This window comes from Vibrio barjaei (genome assembly GCF_001639065.2).
GTDB classification, from domain to species: Bacteria; Pseudomonadota; Gammaproteobacteria; order Enterobacterales; family Vibrionaceae; genus Vibrio; species Vibrio barjaei.
The window spans coordinates 279958-296386 of the sequence record NZ_LQXO02000033.1 but is presented as its reverse complement, the minus strand read 5'-3'; the positions used below and the strand labels follow the sequence as shown (position 1 = coordinate 296386).

The following is a 16429-nucleotide window of genomic DNA, read 5'->3' as shown; positions in this document are numbered from 1 at the left end:
ACAAAAGACGCCTTTCCTAAGCCCGCAATAGCGGGCTTTTATTTGCTTTGATTAACGCTAGGTATATAATTCGCTGCTAAATAAACACAGCTATCGAAAGGCATCATTTTGCACGCCAATGTTTACCTCCCAGAAGACTTCTTAAGACATGTTGAAACGTTCCTCCCTAGCACTCTCAACATGGAAGACTTCATCGCCGCTTGTCAAAGACCCTTAAGAAAGAGTATTCGCGTTAATACCCTTAAGATCTCAATTGATGACTTTTTACAAAAAGCGCAGACAAATGGTTGGGCATTAACGGCCATTCCTTGGTGTGAAGAGGGATTTTGGATTGATGCTGACGAAAGCATCGTTCCTCTTGGCAACACCGCCGAACATATGGCCGGATTATTCTATATTCAAGAAGCCAGTTCTATGCTGCCGCCTAGTGCTTTATTTTGTGGTGATGAAAAATTTGAAGCCGTTTTGGACATGGCCGCCGCTCCCGGCTCAAAAACGACTCAGATTGCCGCATTGATGAATAACGAAGGGGTATTGGTAGCGAATGAGTTTGCCGCTAGCCGCGTTAAAGTATTGCACGCCAATATCGAACGTTGTGGCGTCAGTAATGTTGCAATGAGTAACTACGATGCTCGCGTGTTTGGCGGATGGTTGCCAGAACAGTTTGATGCCATTCTCTTAGATGCACCGTGCTCAGGGGAAGGAACCGTTCGTAAAGATGCCGATGCGATGAAAAACTGGAGTTTAGCGTCTACCAAAGATATTGCTCAAACCCAAAAAGACCTGATTGAAAGTGCATTTCACGCCCTAAAAGTAGGTGGTTCTCTGGTCTATTCTACTTGTGCTTTAAGTCCAGAAGAAAACCAACAGGTTGCTCTTCATCTCACACAAACGTTTGGAGATGCTGTTGAAATCACGTCATTGCAACAGCTGTTCCCTGATGCAGAGAAAGCGACAACACAAGAAGGGTTTCTGCACGTTTTCCCGCAAACCTACGACAGCGAAGGCTTCTTTATTGCCAAGTTTAAGAAAACAGGAACTCATCCTGCTCCAACGGTAAAGAAACGGCTCGGTAAGTTTCCTTTTCAGCCATTAACTCGAAAAGAATCAAGTGACGTTGTCACTCAACTACAGCAAGCTATGAGTATTTCCGTTCCACAACACAGCACATTATGGAAGCGTGACAATGACATTTGGTTATTCCCAGAAGCGCTAGAACCAATGTTGGGAGAGTTTCGTTTCTCGCGCATGGGTATCAAGATCGCGGAACAACATAAAAAAGGTTATCGCTGGCAACACCAAGTCGCAACGGCTCTGACTAATACTGATACAACCGCTGTTCCCCTATCTAAAGAGGACGCAAGAGAGTGGTTTATGGGTAGAGACGTAAGGCCTGAGGGCTTATCTGGCAAAGGTGAAGTGTTCGTTAGTTATAACGGTTTTATTATTGGTTTGGGGAAATGGGTTGGAAATAGAGTAAAGAATGGCCTTCCAAGAGAGTTGGTGCGCGACAAAAACCTGTTTTAAGCCAAATACATAGCGGTTTTAGCTAGCTAAAACCGCTGGTCACATCGCTTTTTTCCTGTTCTGTACTACACTTTAAAGGTTATCAACACATAGGCAATTAAACGCAATAGCCGTTTAAAGTAAAGATTCTAAGCACTGACATAAAGAAGCATAGCGACGCATTCTTGAATGCAGGTTTGTTTAAAACAGTTAGCGTAGGCTCTCCATGAGCCATTCCCCTAGGCCCAAATCAGGATCAGTTTTGGGCCTCTTTTTGATCTGAACTTTTGTCGCTAGTTTTGATTAGTCTTGAATCAAACGAATACCATCTTTATCAATACTGATCTTACCTTGCTTATATAGACCACCGATACTCTTCTTGTATGTACCTTTACTGGTTTTGAAGGTGGCAAAAATCGCTTCAGGCGTAGATTTATCGCTCAATGGTAAGAAGCCACCTTTCTTCTCTAGTAAACTTAGGATTTTTTCACTTAAATCATCCATTTTCGCAACGCCCACTTTTTGAAGCGTCAAGTCTATCTTACCATCAGAACGAACTTGCTTGATAAAGCCCTTCAACTGCTTACCGATAAACAACTTACCAAATACATCCGAAGGGAAAATCATTCCCCAGTGTTCACCATTAATGACCGCTTTGTAACCCAAGTCACTGCGTTCAGCGATGAGCAAATCAACTTGCTGGTTCTTTGTATATTGTGCAGGTGTTTTGTCTAAAATCTTGTTGAATTTCGTGGTGCCAACGATACGGCCGGATGCTTTGTCGGTGTACACGTAAACAAGAATCGTTTGTCCTGCTGACAGGCGACCACGCTGTTCGCTAAAAGGAATAAGTAAGTCTTTCTCTTTAATTCCCCAACTGGCAAATGCGCCGATACTATTTACGCCTTCAACTTTCATCAGACCCCACTCACCAACTTGTGCAATTGGTTTTTCAGTGGTTGCGGCAATTTGGTTGTCCGCATCAAAATAGAGAAAAACATCAACAACATCACCAACCGCTACACCCTCAGGAGCGTGCTTCTTGGTTAATAAAATTGAACCGTAATCTTTTCCGTCTAAAAACCAACCAAAATCCGCTTCTTTCGTTACTTCTAGCTGGTTGATACGACCTACGTTAATCATTGTGTTTATCTCTATTGGGGTAATTGGCGCGATTATACCTGACTCGCTTTAAGATGCTAGTTTACCTTGGTTCTGATATGCTTAACGTTATCAAAGCACACGGAGAAGTTGTTTGATCACCGTCGACAAGCAAGACGCCATTACACTCAAAATTGCACACGTGATGGCAAATTCAAAAAGATTAGATTTGGATGTTTACTTATTCGTCCCGAACGAGCTAGGGATGAAGTCACATTTAGTATCCGAAACAGATTTCTACTACGATTCAATTTCGCAAAAGCGAGCCTACTACAGTAATGAAACACTTCTGCCGCTCGTTCACTCGCGATTAGCAAAGCGAGGGCGCCTTTCTAATACTCAATACCGCGTCAGTTTGAGCCTATTCGCCTACCAATACGTTATCGCTCTCGATAAAGCCGTTGCAACCTTAAAAGAAACAGCGAAGGAAGACGTCACCGCAGATGAAATAGATGAAGTCATTGAACTCGCTCTTGATATTCTTAAGAAGATGCGCCGTTCGATTCCTTATGAAGAAAGCCTTAAACGTCACTATGCCAACATTGATAATTACTTATCTTGGTATACCGGGCAGAAATTTCTCGAACTCGTGGTCTATATCCCTAACGGTAAGACATACACTCCTTTAAAAGATCGACTTATTACCATTGTAGAGAAAGAACAGGCACATCGAAATCTTAACAACTATAACTCCGAAAAAGTTCGTAAAGACCCTACTCGTCTTAGCAATAAAATGAGATTGTTGCGTCGTTTGATTGAACACCCTGTTGTGCTGCAAGAGAAATCAACCTCAGTCGGCAGTAATACCAAACGGGTTATTAAAGGTACTGCGACTGGACTTGTGATGTTATTCGTAACGTCCGCGGTCATATTGGCACGCGATTATCTGGGCGAGATTACCGCTTCGTTTATTCTTGTTCTCTCTGTTATCTACGCATTGCGGGAAGTATTTAAAGATGACCTGCGCGATATCATGTGGCGCTGGATACAAAGAGGAAAACCGAAGTGGCGCAGACGCTATATCGATGCAACCACAAAGAAAGATGTCGGCAGGAAAATTGAGTGGCTGGATTACACCACGTTCGAAAAGATGCCCGATAGAATTAAGTCTATTCGTAAGAAGCGCGTGGTTCAAAGAGAAGAAGAAATCTTGCACTATCGCGCACTGACCGACATGGCGACCTCTAAATTTACCAGTGGTTATGATCAAACTCGCGAAATCATCAATATTAACTTCCGAGCGTTGACGAGATTGATGGACAAATCCAACAACCGCTTTTATAAGCTCCAAGACGGTCAAGTAGTGAAAGAATCGTTAGAAAAACGTCACTTGCTCAACCTAATTGTGAAGGAGCACAACCATGGTAACGAACCCGTTTACTATCGTTGGAAAATTGTGCTCAGCCGTTCGAAAATTGTCGATATAGAACAGATCCCGCTGTAGTACTAAAAGTTTGAGTACACACAGTTTGGTTGGCTAGGTTACGCAGCCTTAGCTTTTAATGACAAGACCAACGAAAACTCCGCCATTGGTTCGTCGCCATGTAGTGATGGACAGATGGCGGTAATCTTTACTGGTCTGTTCACACGCTCTCCCGTTCTTATCGTCTCATCTAACATTTCATCAATAAGCTTTCCGTCAGAACATACAAATTGAACATCAGCTTCTGGACGTTTCAGAAATTTGCCCTCGACCTCTTTGAATGCCAACGACACTTTATTACCGCGTTTTTGCGCCTTGTTCATCGCCATAAATCCGCCGGCCACATCAGCACCAACCGCTAGCACGCCAAAATACATACTGTTTAAGTGATTCTTCGTACGTCGCTTTAATGGAATATTAATTACGACCTTTTCTTCGTTCAACTCCAGTAATTTTGGACGGCATAACCAAATTAGCGGCACCTTCATAAACCCGAACGCGTTAAGGTAAAAATTAGCCTTTTGTAACGGCGATAACATACGACTTCCCTCATTTATACTTGTCTGACCAGTAAACTAGAAAGCCAAGGGGATGTCAAAAAATTGTTAATAAAAAGCTCCTAACTTCGTAAGAAGATAGGAGCTTTTCACTTTAATACCGCCGTGATTAAGCTGCAGTAGAATACACGTCGAATCTACCTAGCTCAGCAATGAAGTCTTTAAGGACTGGATAATCGTCAAGTGCTCCAATTGTCAGCAGAACCGGTTTTCGTGCTTCTTTTGAGGCGGTAACCGCTTCTTTAATTAGCTTTAGTACCGCTTCGTTTTGAGGGTCGTATAGATGAACCAGTTCTTCTTGATTGATGTCGACACCTAAGGTCAATTGAGTCAAGCTCTCAGCTTTAATTACCAATCCATCGAAATATTGAAGCAAACGTTCAGACAACAGCACTGCAGAAGGAGTATCGCAAGCAAACAATACTTTTAGACCATTAAGGCCTCGTGGCAAGCCCTGCTCAGCGAGTCGATCAATGATTTTAGCGGCATCGCTCAAGGCGCGTACACAAGGCACAACGATTTCTACATTAATACCGTCTGCTCTCAAACGCTTTATCACCTCGCATTCAAGCGCAAAGCACACTTTATAAGTGTCAGAAGCAAATCGAGAGACACCACGGAGTCCGAGGCAAGGGTTCACCTCATCAGGTTCAGCACCTCCACCTAGTAAAGCACTCATCTCGTAGCTATTTGCATCGTTGAGTTCAAGACGTACGGTGTCGTAAGAAGTAATATTCGCCGCTTTAATTGCATTCACCAACGTCTCGACAAAAAACTCTGAAGCACTTTGCTCACCTAAGATAGCATTTATTGCGTCGAGCTCTACGGTATCGAGAGAGTCAGCTATTGAGGCGTAGTTAGGGTGAAAAAATATCTTTTCCATAATGAGCTCAGAAATAGATACATAAAGATGGGTAGCAGGTTGCTGCTCACCAAAACTAGGTAATACATTTCCAAGGTTTAGATTGGTTGTTGATTCGGCTTCTTCTTGGCCAGTTTGGATAGTGTCGTACCCCATTGCTGCTCCGTGCTATTGTTATTTGCTTTAAAGGGAAAATACCGACTCCCGCCAATGAATACAAGGGATTCCTTTTAATTAAATGTGACCATTGTTTTTGTAGCACGAAGATAAAGCCAAACTTTGATTCTAATTTAACCAATGTGTGTTTTCTGAAGGATGATTCAATGCAAATGATGCGGTTATCTCGGGATTAGAGGTTTATTCTAACTGTCATTTCGTTTATCTTTACCGCTTCGTAATAAATTTGCAGGCTGCACCATGCCATTAAAGACAGATGAACTAAGAACACAGGCATTAGGTCCAATGCCGACTCCGTCAGAATTGAGTACGAACCACCCAATTACGGATGACGTTGCAGAGCGCATTGCTAATTCTCGCCGTCAAATTGAAAGTATTTTAAGTGGAGAAGATGATCGTCTTCTTTGCATCGTGGGCCCTTGTTCAGTTCACGACACCGAAGCTGCTCTAGATTACGCTAAGCGTTTGAGTGCAATTCAAGATGAGTATAAAGACGAACTATTTATCGTCATGCGCACCTACTTTGAAAAGCCACGCACAGTTGTTGGATGGAAAGGCTTAATTACTGACCCTAATCTTGATGGTTCTTATGCTCTTGAGACTGGCTTGAACAAAGCTCGTGGTTTGCTTCTCGACATCAACAAACTTGGTTTGGCTACAGCAACTGAGTTTTTAGATATGATTACCGGCCAATATATAGCCGACCTTATCACTTGGGGCGCAATTGGCGCACGTACTACTGAGTCGCAAATTCACCGAGAAATGGCTTCAGCTTTATCTTGCCCTGTTGGTTTCAAAAACGGTACCAACGGCAGTATCAAAATTGCTATTGATGCGATTCGCGCCGCAAGAGCACAGCACTATTTCTACTCACCAGATAAACATGGTCGTATGACAGTATACCGCACCAGTGGTAACCCGTATGGTCACGTGATTCTCCGCGGTGGTGACACAGGACCAAACTTCGACCAAGCTTCTATCGAGCAAGCATGCGAACAGTTAGCATCATTTGACTTGCCAGCTCGCCTAGTTGTCGACTTCAGTCACGCAAACTGCCAAAAACAACATCGCAAGCAACTCGACGTTGCGAAAGATATCGCTGGTCAAATCATCTCTGGTTCTAACAAGATTTCAGGCATTATGGCTGAGAGCTTCATAGAGGAAGGTAACCAGAGCATGGCGGACCTCCATAACTTAACTTATGGGCAATCAATCACAGATCCTTGCCTTAGCTGGAATGATACCGTTCAAATGCTAGACATTCTTGCTGATGCTGTAAAACAACGTAACGAGAAGGAAGGTTAACATGCCGTCATTTGATATTGTTTCAGAAATCGACACAGTAGAACTGCGTAATGCTGTAGACAATGCAAACCGTGAACTGGCGACGCGTTTTGATTTTAGAAACGTCGAAGCATCGTTCTCTCAAAACGATGAATCCGTAAAACTGTCATGTGAAGGCGATTTCCAGCTTAAGCAAATGCGCGATATTTTGCGTGGTAACCTGACTAAGCGCGGCGTTGATGTAAACGCGATGGAATCGCAAACGGCTGAACAATCTGGTAAACAATGGCACCAAACAGTATTGTTCAAACAAGGTATCGAAACCAACGTTGCAAAGAAAATCGTGAAACTGGTTAAAGACTCGAAAATTAAAGTTCAAGTCGCTATTCAAGGTGACAAAGTCCGCGTAACAGGTAAGAAACGCGACGACCTGCAAGCAACTATGCAGTTAGTTAAGAATGGCGAACTAGGTCAACCATTCCAGTTTAATAACTTCCGCGACTAACTCGAGTGAGTAGTTCCGAATAAAAGGGCGTTAACGCCCTTTTATTTTATCTGCGCCAAGCCAATTTCCTCATCGCCCTCTTTAAGAAGCCTGTGTGAAGAAGATTGCGGGTCTACAAACACTACGATTCGTTCTTTGTTTACTTTGCGTTTCAGAATGTCTTGAGAGACTTGTGCGATATCTTGAAACTCTATGCGCTCTGCGTCTCGTCGAACCAAATCAACAAATCCGAATGGACAACACTTATCAAAGAATACCACTTCAGCCTCTTGCATAATTCTTAGTGCTTTAATCGGTAGAAGTTCAGGGTCAACACCAAACTTAATCCACGTACAGGCATTGGAAAACTCTGCGTCACTATTTATGAGCTGTTGGTAGGCGAGCTCTAATTCATGGTTATTCTTGCATTCCACTACCCTAGGTTCGTTGAAAAACAGCTCCCAGAACTTACGTCGTTCATCGACAGTATCGAAATGCTGTTTAATATCACCACGTTTGCTAGCTGCAAAATCCGCCAGCTGAGCCGTATTCATGGGAAGTATGGACTCAAGCTTTTCTCGAATACCTCTAATTAGAACTGGCGAGGCGCCACCACTTGATATGGCAATTTGAACGCGGCCGCGATTAATTATCGATGGAGTAATAAAGTCGCAATACGGGGTATCATCAACGACATTTACCAAAATACCCATTTTTTTAGCATCTTTATGCACCTGATGGTTAAGTTCTGGGTTATCAGTTGTCGCCCAAACTTGTACAAAGTCCTGATGCATTAATTCAGCTTCGTAGAAACGCTTTACCCATAAACATTTACCTTGCTCGACTAAATCATCAAGGTAAGGCTCTAGTTGAGGTGATACTATTGTTACGCGAGCCCCTGCTCTCGTTAAAGTATCCACTTTTCGGCACGCGACCTCTCCGCCCCCTACGACCAAAACTGGTCGATCTAGCAAATCCATAAACAGTGGAAAGTAACGCATAAATTTCCTTTTCTAAACGAAATAACTATTCATTCATATTCACCATTACGGTGCATATTTGTCACCGAGACATTGGTCACAAAACAATTTTTCACTGAATTTTTAATGTTTATTAGTCAAAAATTTGAACCAAAATCAATAAAACGACCGATTATGTTAATTTAACACAAATATAACATACCACTCTCTGAAGCACCCTTTTGGTGCCAAGCTGCACTATTTACAAAATCATCACATTTCGTCATTCTAACTACTGTTTAGACGTATGTGGCAACTCAAAACACTATTTAAATTAATAATTTGAGAAATCACAAATCATTATCTACGCTTTAAACGGTCGTTACAAATTGCACCAAATCAGTTCAATTTTAACGACTTAAGATGCAACACAACAATAACTAGCACATTGTATTCAGGCTGGACCTGATTTACACGGAAATAACAGGAAGGATACACAATGGCAAAGAAACTCACTCTTATTGCTTCTTTAGTAGCGGCATCTGCTGCAATGATGAGTACATCAGCGTCTGCTGCTGACGGCACTCTCGACAAAGTCACTAAAGCTGGCGTTTTAACCTGTGGCGTTAGTACTGGTCTTCCAGGCTTCTCTAACCCTAACTCAAAAGGTGAGTGGGAAGGTATTGACGTAGAATACTGCCAAGCTCTTGCTGCTGCGGTATTGGGTGACAAATCCAAAGTTAAATACGTTCCATTGACTGCAAAAGAACGTTTTACTGCACTTCAATCTGGTGAGATTGATGTACTATCACGTAACACAACATGGACTCTACACCGTGACTCTGCACTAGGTCTAAACTTCGTTGGTGTTAACTACTACGATGGTCAAGGCTTTATGGTTAAGAAAGATCTAGGTCTTTCTAGCGCTAAAGAACTTGACGGCGCGTCTGTTTGTGTTCAATCAGGTACCACTACTGAGCTGAACCTAGCTGATTACTTCCGTAACAATGGTATGGAATATAAGCCAGTAGTATTCGATACTGCAGCTCAAACGTCAAAAGGTTTCGACTCAGGTCGTTGTGATGTGCTAACAACTGACCAATCCGGTCTATATGCACTTCGTCTAAATCTCCAAGACCCAAGCTCAGCGGTCGTTCTTCCAGAAATCATTTCTAAAGAGCCTCTTGGCCCAGTAGTTCGTCAAGGCGACGACCAATGGTTCAACATCGCTAAGTGGACACTAGCAGCAATGGTGAACGCTGAAGAATATGGCATCACGTCTAAGAACGCAGATGAAATGTTGAAGTCTAAAGATCCAAACATCAAGCGTATCCTTGGTGTTGATGGTCCTAAGGGTAAAGGCCTAGGCATACGTGATGATTGGGGCTACCAAATCATTAAACAAGTAGGTAACTACGGCGAGAGTTTTGAGCGTACAGTAGGTGAAGGTTCACCACTTCAAATCTCACGCGGCGTAAACGCACTATGGAATGCTGGCGGCTTCATGTACGCGCCACCAATCCGCTAATAACTATTAAGTGCTCAAATAAGGGCGGTTCATCCGCCCTTTTTTTAAAAGGATTTGAGGTTATAGCTGTATGAAACCTACTACGACTCAAGTCGCACCGCAGAAAAAACCTGCGAAAAGCGCAAATCTACTATACAACCCCACCTTCCGCTCTATTGTTTTCCAAGTTATCGCCGTTCTCGCTTTAGGACTCTTTTTCTATACGATCGTTAACAATGCGCTAAACAATCTAGCTGCTCGAGGCATCGCAACGGGTTTTGATTTCTTAAACCAAGAAGCTGGCTTTGGAATCGGTCTTACTCTGATCGAGTATGACGAAACCTTCTCTTATGGCCGAACTTTTTTCGTGGGGCTTTTAAACACGGCGCTAGTCTCTGTGCTAGGTATTGTGTTAGCTACTGTTCTCGGATTTGTCATCGGTATTGCTCGACTTTCTTCTAACTGGCTAGTTAGTCGATTTGCTGCAGTGTATATCGAGATTTTCCGAAACATTCCTTTATTGTTACAGATCTTCTTCTGGTACTTTGCTGTCCTTCAGGCCCTACCTTCCGCTCGTCAAAGTATGAGCCTAGGTGAAGCTATTTTCTTAAATGTTCGCGGTCTTTACTTCCCTGCTCCAGTGTTTGGAGAAGGCAGTAGTTTGGTGATCGGTGCTTTTATACTCGGCATTATTGCGACCATCATTATTAATATTTGGGCTAAGAACAAACAAAAGCTTACCGGTCAACAAACACCAATGTTTCGTATTGGTTTGAGCTTAATCGTTGTATTACCTGTTGTTGTGTTCTTTGTTATGGGCATGCCTATCACGGCGGAATACCCTGTACTCAAAGGCTTCAACTTTAAAGGTGGTATTAGCATTATTCCTGAGCTCGCAGCTCTGACACTTGCTTTAAGTATCTATACGGCGTCCTTCATTGCTGAAATCGTTCGTTCAGGTATTAATGCTGTAAACCATGGTCAAACCGAGGCAGCAATGTCTCTCGGATTACCTAAATCTCGGACATTAAAACTGGTCGTTATTCCTCAAGCAATGAGGATCATTATTCCACCACTCACCAGCCAATACCTTAACCTGACAAAGAACTCTTCTTTAGCTATGGCGATAGGTTACCCAGATTTAGTATCTGTGTTCGCTGGTACTACGTTAAACCAAGTTGGACAAGCCATTGAGATCATCGCAATGACTATGGCCGTTTACCTGACCTTGAGTTTGGTGACGTCTGCATTGATGAACTTGTACAACAAGAAAGTTGCATTGGTGGAGAGGTAATATGTCACAGCATCAATTTCAACCGGACCTTCCGCCTCCAGCCAATACTGTTGGTGTGGTTGGTTGGTTACGAAAGAATCTATTTAATGGCCCTGCCAACTCTCTACTAACGATTGTTTTAGGCTACTTTGCTCTCTCTCTACTTTGGTATACGTTCGATTGGGCTATTCTCAAAGCAGATTGGGTTGGTACTACTCGCGACGCTTGTTCGAGAGAAGGCGCGTGTTGGGTGTTTATCAGCGTTCGCTGGGAACAGTTCATGTATGGCTTCTATCCTCAAGCTGAGTTATGGCGCCCTCGCCTGTTCTACGCAACTCTGGCAATTTTCGTTGCTTTGCTTGCTTATGAACGAACGCCTAAGCGCCTATGGATTTGGTTGTTCTTTGTGAACATCTATCCTTTCATTGCTGCTGGCTTGTTATACGGAGGTGTGTTTGGACTTGAAGTAGTAGAAACGCACAAATGGGGCGGCCTACTTGTTACGCTGATCATCGCTCTTGTGGGTATTATCGTCTCTCTACCTATTGGTGTGGCGTTAGCTTTAGGTCGACGTTCAGAGATGCCGATTATTCGCAGTATCTGTACAGTATATATCGAGGTATGGCGTGGCGTTCCGCTAATCACTGTTCTGTTTATGGCATCGGTAATGCTGCCGTTATTCTTCTCGGAAGGTGTAGAAACTGACAAGCTTATTAGAGCATTGATTGGCGTTGTCATGTTCAGTGCGGCCTATATGGCGGAAGTTATTCGTGGTGGTCTACAAGCTATTCCAAAAGGCCAATATGAAGCAGCAGACGCGCTAGGTCTTACTTATTGGAAAAAAATGGGGCTTATTGTGCTACCGCAAGCACTTAAGATTACCATTCCTTCAATCGTAAACACCTTCATCGGTTTATTTAAAGATACCAGTCTAGTACTCATCATTGGTATGTTTGATGTACTGGGTATTGGCCAAGCCGCAAACACCGACCCCGAGTGGCTTGGTTTTGCTACGGAAAGTTATGTATTTGTCGCGTTAGTGTTTTGGGTGTTCTGTTTTGGCATGTCGAGATACTCGATTTGGCTAGAGAACAAACTGCATACCGGTCACAAACGATAAACGGAAATTCGAGGACGTATTATGACGCAACAAGAAGATTACATGATCCAGTTAAAGGACATGAACAAGTGGTACGGCGAGTTCCACGTACTGAAAAATATCAACCTTGATGTTAAAAAGGGTGAAAAAATCGTAATTTGTGGTCCTTCTGGTTCAGGTAAATCAACGATGATTCGTTGTATCAACCGATTAGAAGAGCATCAAGCGGGACACATTTTTGTCTCTGGTAACGAATTGACTGAAGACCTGAAAAACATCGAGGCGGTGCGACGTGAAGTGGGCATGTGCTTCCAACACTTTAACTTGTTCCCTCACCTAACGGTGCTGGAGAACTGCACACTTGCTCCTATTTGGGTCAAAAAGATGCCAAAAGAAGAAGCGGAAGCCATTGCGATGAAATATCTTGAGCGCGTTAAAATCCCAGATCAAGCTGACAAATATCCTGGTCAACTATCTGGTGGACAGCAGCAACGCGTAGCTATCGCTCGCTCATTGTGTATGAACCCGCAGGTTATGTTGTTCGACGAGCCAACGTCAGCCCTCGACCCAGAAATGGTTAGAGAAGTACTGGATGTAATGGTAGAACTCGCAGAGGAAGGCATGACCATGCTGTGTGTAACGCACGAAATGGGTTTTGCAAAAGAGGTTGCTGACCGAGTGATATTTATGGATGCTGGAGAGATAATCGAAGAAAACAATCCTGTTGATTTCTTTGAAAATCCGCAATCAGATCGAACGCAAAACTTCCTAAGTCAGATACTTCATCACTGATTGGCTCTTGATAAGAAATGGCGGCTTTTTCAAGCCGCCATTTTTACATTGTTTTGCCATTTGCAACGTAGAAATATCGTGTTACAACTTACTACACACTTAACCAGTTATTTTTATTATGATTTTGTTCAATGACTTGTATTTGTGGACTTGATTTTTCGAACAAACAGCCCCATAAATAGTCATATAAGTAAAAACAATCATCTATGAGGAAGATTATGAACGATCCTATGGTATCTCGCAGTTCATCTCAAGCGAGTGTACTGCAAACTAACAAAGTATTGCGAAATACTTACGCGCTGCTATCTATGACGCTACTTTGGTCTGCGGTCGTTGCAGCATTTTCTATGGCTATGAACCTACCTCGCCCAGGTTTGATTATTATGCTAGTTGGCTTCTACGGTTTGCTTTTCCTTACTGAAAAGAACCGCAACAACAGCATGGGCTTGGTATTTACATTCCTATTTACTGGCTTCCTAGGTTATACAATCGGTCCTATCCTTAACGCTTATGTTGGCGCTGGTATGGGCGATGTTATTGTTACAGCTCTAGGTGGTACTGCTCTAGCGTTCCTAAGCGCATCGGCTTACGCACTAACAACCAAGCGTGACCTATCGTTCCTTAACGGTATGCTACTAGCTGGTTTCGTTGTGCTATTGGTAGGTATGGTTGCAAACATCTTCCTACAAATGCCAATGCTATACCTAGCGATGAGCGGAATGTTTATCCTGTTCTCAACAGGTGTTATCTTGCTTACAACTCAACAAATCGTTCGCGGCGGTGAGACTAATTACATCTCTGCAACCGTAAGCTTGTATGTCTCTATCTACAACATCTTCATCAGCCTACTATCTATCCTAGGCATTATGAACGACGACTAATCAAGTCGCTGGATGTTAAGGAAAGCCCAAGGCAAGTTCTTGGGCTTTTTTGTATCTAAATACTGATTAAACCACCCTACCACTCTTGAAAAAAAGCGTGTAACTAGGCTAACCTTGCCACGTGTTTCAATTACAAGATCAAAAACATGTTTGAATTTAACGGTAAAACCATCGAAACCGACGCCGAAGGGTATTTGCTCAATCATCAAGATTGGGAGCCTGCGATGATCGAAACTCTAGCACAAGATGAAGGTATTGAGCTGACCGATGCACATATAGAGGTTGTAATGTTCGTTCGCGACTTTTATGTGGAGTTTAACACCTCACCTGCGGTACGAATGCTGGTAAAAGCGATGGAAAAGGCACATGGTCCGGAAAAAGGAAACAGTAAATATCTATTCAAGCTGTTCAAAAAAGGCCCGGCAAAGCAAGCTACTAAACTTGCGGGTTTACCAAAGCCTGCAAAGTGCTTATAAGTACTTAGAGAATTTTAAAACCACTGTAAACAGTACTTTGTTCGCAAGGCTCTTTGGTCACCGAATCAACCGTTGCGGTCCTTGGGCCTTGCATTAACCATTCACACAAAGCTTCAACTTTGGCTTGATCACCACACGCAACCACCTCAACCGAGCCATCATATAAGTTTTTAGCATACCCAGTCAGTCCCAATTTTAACCCTTCATGACAAGTGTGGTAACGAAACCCTACTCCTTGAACCATGCCTTTCACAACAACCTTCTGACAAATTTGAGTCATATCTTCTCTCCTGCATGAACAGCGTGCTAAGCTGATTTTAGTCCATCTATACAGTTTCTAAGTCAGGTTAGCGGAACTCTATTTGCATTTGTTTGAATCTTCACACAAAATAGCCAACCTTTTCTCTGTTTCAACTTCGTAAGGCATCCCATGGCTCCAGCTATTCATCTTGTTAAAGGTCGCGACAAGTCACTTCGACGCAAACATCCTTGGATTTTCTCTAGAGGTATTTCTCACGTCGATGGCCAACCGTCACTCGGCGAAACAGTCGACGTGTTCGCTAGCAATGGCGAATGGTTAGCTAAAGCTGCATACTCTCCTAACTCTCAGATTCGAGCACGTGTGTGGAGCTTCGAAAAACAAGATATTGACGTGAGCTTTTTCGTAAGCCGTATCAACCAAGCACAATTACTAAGGGAAGACATTATTGAACGCGATGGCCTGACAGGATATCGCTTGATCGCAGCAGAGTCTGATGGCTTACCGGGTATTACCATCGACCGCTATGAAAACTTCCTAGTTTGCCAATTGCTCAGTGCCGGAGCAGAATTCCAAAAGGATTCCCTTGTAGAAGCGCTTACGCAGTGCTTCCCAGAATGCTCTATTTATGAACGTTCTGATGTATCGGTTCGTAAAAAAGAGGGATTAAAAGAGCGCACAGGCGTACTGCATGGAGAAACACCATCAAAACCAGTCGTCATTGAAGAAAATGGCGTAAAAATTAGCGTCGATATCATTAACGGTCACAAAACGGGGTTCTACTTGGATCAGCGCGATAGCCGGTATCAAGCTCAAAAGTATGTAAAAGATAAAGAAGTACTAAACTGCTTCAGTTATACCGGTGGATTTGGACTTTATGCATTAAAAGGCGGTGCCAAACGTGTCATTAACGCCGACGTTTCTCAACTGGCGCTTGATACCGCGAAACATAATGCCGAGCTGAATGGTTTCACTGAGAAGAAAAAAGCGGTATTCCTCAATGCAGATGTCTTCAAGTTATTGCGTGAATACCGAGATCAAGGAACCAAGTTTGATGTGGTTATCATGGACCCACCAAAGTTTGCCGAATCGAAAGCTCAGCTCAATGGCGCTTGTCGCGGCTATAAAGATATCAACATGCTAGCAATGCAGATCTTGAAGCCCGGTGGTACCCTTTTGACTTACTCTTGCTCAGGGTTAATGGACGGCGCATTATTCCAAAAAATAATCGCAGACGCCGCTGTAGATGCTAACCGTTCTGTTAAGTTTGTAGAACGATTTGAACAAGCTGCAGACCACCCAACAGATACCGCTTACCCGGAAGGCTTCTACTTAAAAGGTTTTGCTTGTAAAGTTCTTTAGACCTAATGCACTCTAGAGTCAAGACTCTACAGCACTTTCTAAGCCATTCTTTTTTAGAAAAGAATGGCTTTTTTGATTGAGCTGTCTCAAAAATAAGACATTTTTTCATTTCCCTAATTGAATTAACGAATTTCTCTACTATTTTCAATAGTATGTGGCAATGTATAACAAAGCTAACATCTAGCCTGTACCTATCCCTCTTTAGGTTCAAGGTGTGATCGAGCTAGGTTGAAAGAACAAGGTTGTGCGCTATAGTAATTCTATGGTGCATTACCTAAGTTTATGACTTGACTCGAATAAATAGTAGTGAGTAGAAGTGATGAATTTGCAAGCTCAAAACCAAAAATCAGCAATTCGTCTAGCCAAG

16 protein-coding genes are annotated in these 16429 nt (G+C 42.9%); 11 read left to right on the top strand and 5 right to left on the bottom strand.

What is annotated here, in order from left to right; all coding sequences use genetic code 11:
- Nucleotides 1–108 precede the first annotated feature (108 nt).
- Nucleotides 109–1527, top strand: a complete 1419-nt coding sequence (gene rsmF / locus AWH66_RS16385) for a 16S rRNA (cytosine(1407)-C(5))-methyltransferase RsmF (protein WP_063606368.1) — start codon at nt 109–111, stop codon at nt 1525–1527.
- A 282-nt stretch (nt 1528–1809) separates the two neighbouring features.
- Here rsmF and AWH66_RS16380 read toward each other — a convergent pair whose 3' ends face one another.
- Entirely contained in the window at nt 1810–2649 is an 840-nt protein-coding gene (locus AWH66_RS16380; RefSeq protein WP_063606367.1) for a CvfB family protein, read from the bottom strand.
- 112 nt (nt 2650–2761) lie between these two features.
- Between AWH66_RS16380 and AWH66_RS16375 the strand changes: the two genes are divergently transcribed.
- A complete protein-coding gene (locus tag AWH66_RS16375) occupies nt 2762–4111 on the top strand; it encodes a hypothetical protein (RefSeq protein WP_063606366.1) in 1350 nt (449 codons plus the stop codon).
- A gap of 38 nt (nt 4112–4149) precedes the next feature.
- Here the strand turns inward: AWH66_RS16375 and AWH66_RS16370 are convergent, their stop codons facing one another.
- Nucleotides 4150–4629, bottom strand: coding sequence for a PaaI family thioesterase (locus AWH66_RS16370; protein ID WP_063606365.1), 480 nt, complete (start codon nt 4627–4629; stop codon nt 4150–4152).
- 127 nt (nt 4630–4756) lie between these two features.
- Nucleotides 4757–5665, bottom strand: a complete 909-nt coding sequence (locus tag AWH66_RS16365; RefSeq protein ID WP_063606364.1) for a putative PEP-binding protein — start codon at nt 5663–5665, stop codon at nt 4757–4759.
- Nucleotides 5666–5926: 261 nt separating this feature from the next.
- Here AWH66_RS16365 and AWH66_RS16360 point away from each other — a divergent pair, with 261 nt between their 5' ends.
- Both AWH66_RS16360 and AWH66_RS16355 read left to right on the top strand, forming a co-directional pair.
- Nucleotides 5927–6991 (top strand): 3-deoxy-7-phosphoheptulonate synthase, encoded by a 1065-nt coding sequence (locus tag AWH66_RS16360; protein WP_063606363.1) that lies wholly within the window; start codon nt 5927–5929, stop codon nt 6989–6991.
- Nucleotide 6992: 1 nt separating this feature from the next.
- Nucleotides 6993–7475 (top strand): YajQ family cyclic di-GMP-binding protein, encoded by a 483-nt coding sequence (locus AWH66_RS16355; protein WP_038230458.1) that lies wholly within the window; start codon nt 6993–6995, stop codon nt 7473–7475.
- Between the two features lie 41 nt (nt 7476–7516).
- On the opposite strand, the gene AWH66_RS16350 is transcribed toward AWH66_RS16355, so the two are convergent.
- Nucleotides 7517–8455, bottom strand: coding sequence for a siroheme synthase (locus AWH66_RS16350; protein ID WP_063606362.1), 939 nt, complete (start codon nt 8453–8455; stop codon nt 7517–7519).
- A 457-nt stretch (nt 8456–8912) separates the two neighbouring features.
- On the opposite strand from AWH66_RS16350, the gene AWH66_RS16345 reads away from it, so the two are divergent.
- The 6 genes from AWH66_RS16345 (at nt 8913) to AWH66_RS16320 (ending at nt 14441) form a co-directional block, all read left to right on the top strand.
- Entirely contained in the window at nt 8913–9941 is a 1029-nt protein-coding gene (locus AWH66_RS16345) for an amino acid ABC transporter substrate-binding protein (RefSeq protein WP_006074559.1), read from the top strand.
- Nucleotides 9942–10011: 70 nt separating this feature from the next.
- On the top strand, nt 10012–11214 hold the full coding sequence (locus AWH66_RS16340) for an amino acid ABC transporter permease (protein ID WP_063606361.1): 1203 nt from the start codon (nt 10012–10014) through the stop codon (nt 11212–11214).
- A 1-nt stretch (nt 11215) separates the two neighbouring features.
- Entirely contained in the window at nt 11216–12313 is a 1098-nt protein-coding gene (locus tag AWH66_RS16335; protein WP_062459765.1) for an amino acid ABC transporter permease, read from the top strand.
- 21 nt (nt 12314–12334) lie between these two features.
- Nucleotides 12335–13084: an amino acid ABC transporter ATP-binding protein gene (locus tag AWH66_RS16330; protein WP_031496112.1), complete on the top strand. Its 750-nt coding sequence runs from the start codon at nt 12335–12337 to the stop codon at nt 13082–13084.
- A 218-nt stretch (nt 13085–13302) separates the two neighbouring features.
- Nucleotides 13303–13965, top strand: a complete 663-nt coding sequence (locus AWH66_RS16325; RefSeq protein WP_038230452.1) for a Bax inhibitor-1 family protein — start codon at nt 13303–13305, stop codon at nt 13963–13965.
- 146 nt (nt 13966–14111) lie between these two features.
- Nucleotides 14112–14441 (top strand): TusE/DsrC/DsvC family sulfur relay protein, encoded by a 330-nt coding sequence (locus AWH66_RS16320; protein WP_063606360.1) that lies wholly within the window; start codon nt 14112–14114, stop codon nt 14439–14441.
- Between the two features lie 4 nt (nt 14442–14445).
- On the opposite strand, the gene yccX is transcribed toward AWH66_RS16320, so the two are convergent.
- Nucleotides 14446–14721, bottom strand: a complete 276-nt coding sequence (gene yccX, locus AWH66_RS16315; RefSeq protein WP_063606359.1) for an acylphosphatase — start codon at nt 14719–14721, stop codon at nt 14446–14448.
- 150 nt (nt 14722–14871) lie between these two features.
- Here yccX and AWH66_RS16310 point away from each other — a divergent pair, with 150 nt between their 5' ends.
- Nucleotides 14872–16062, top strand: coding sequence for a class I SAM-dependent methyltransferase (locus AWH66_RS16310; protein ID WP_062459756.1), 1191 nt, complete (start codon nt 14872–14874; stop codon nt 16060–16062).
- Nucleotides 16063–16429: the final 367 nt, after the last annotated feature.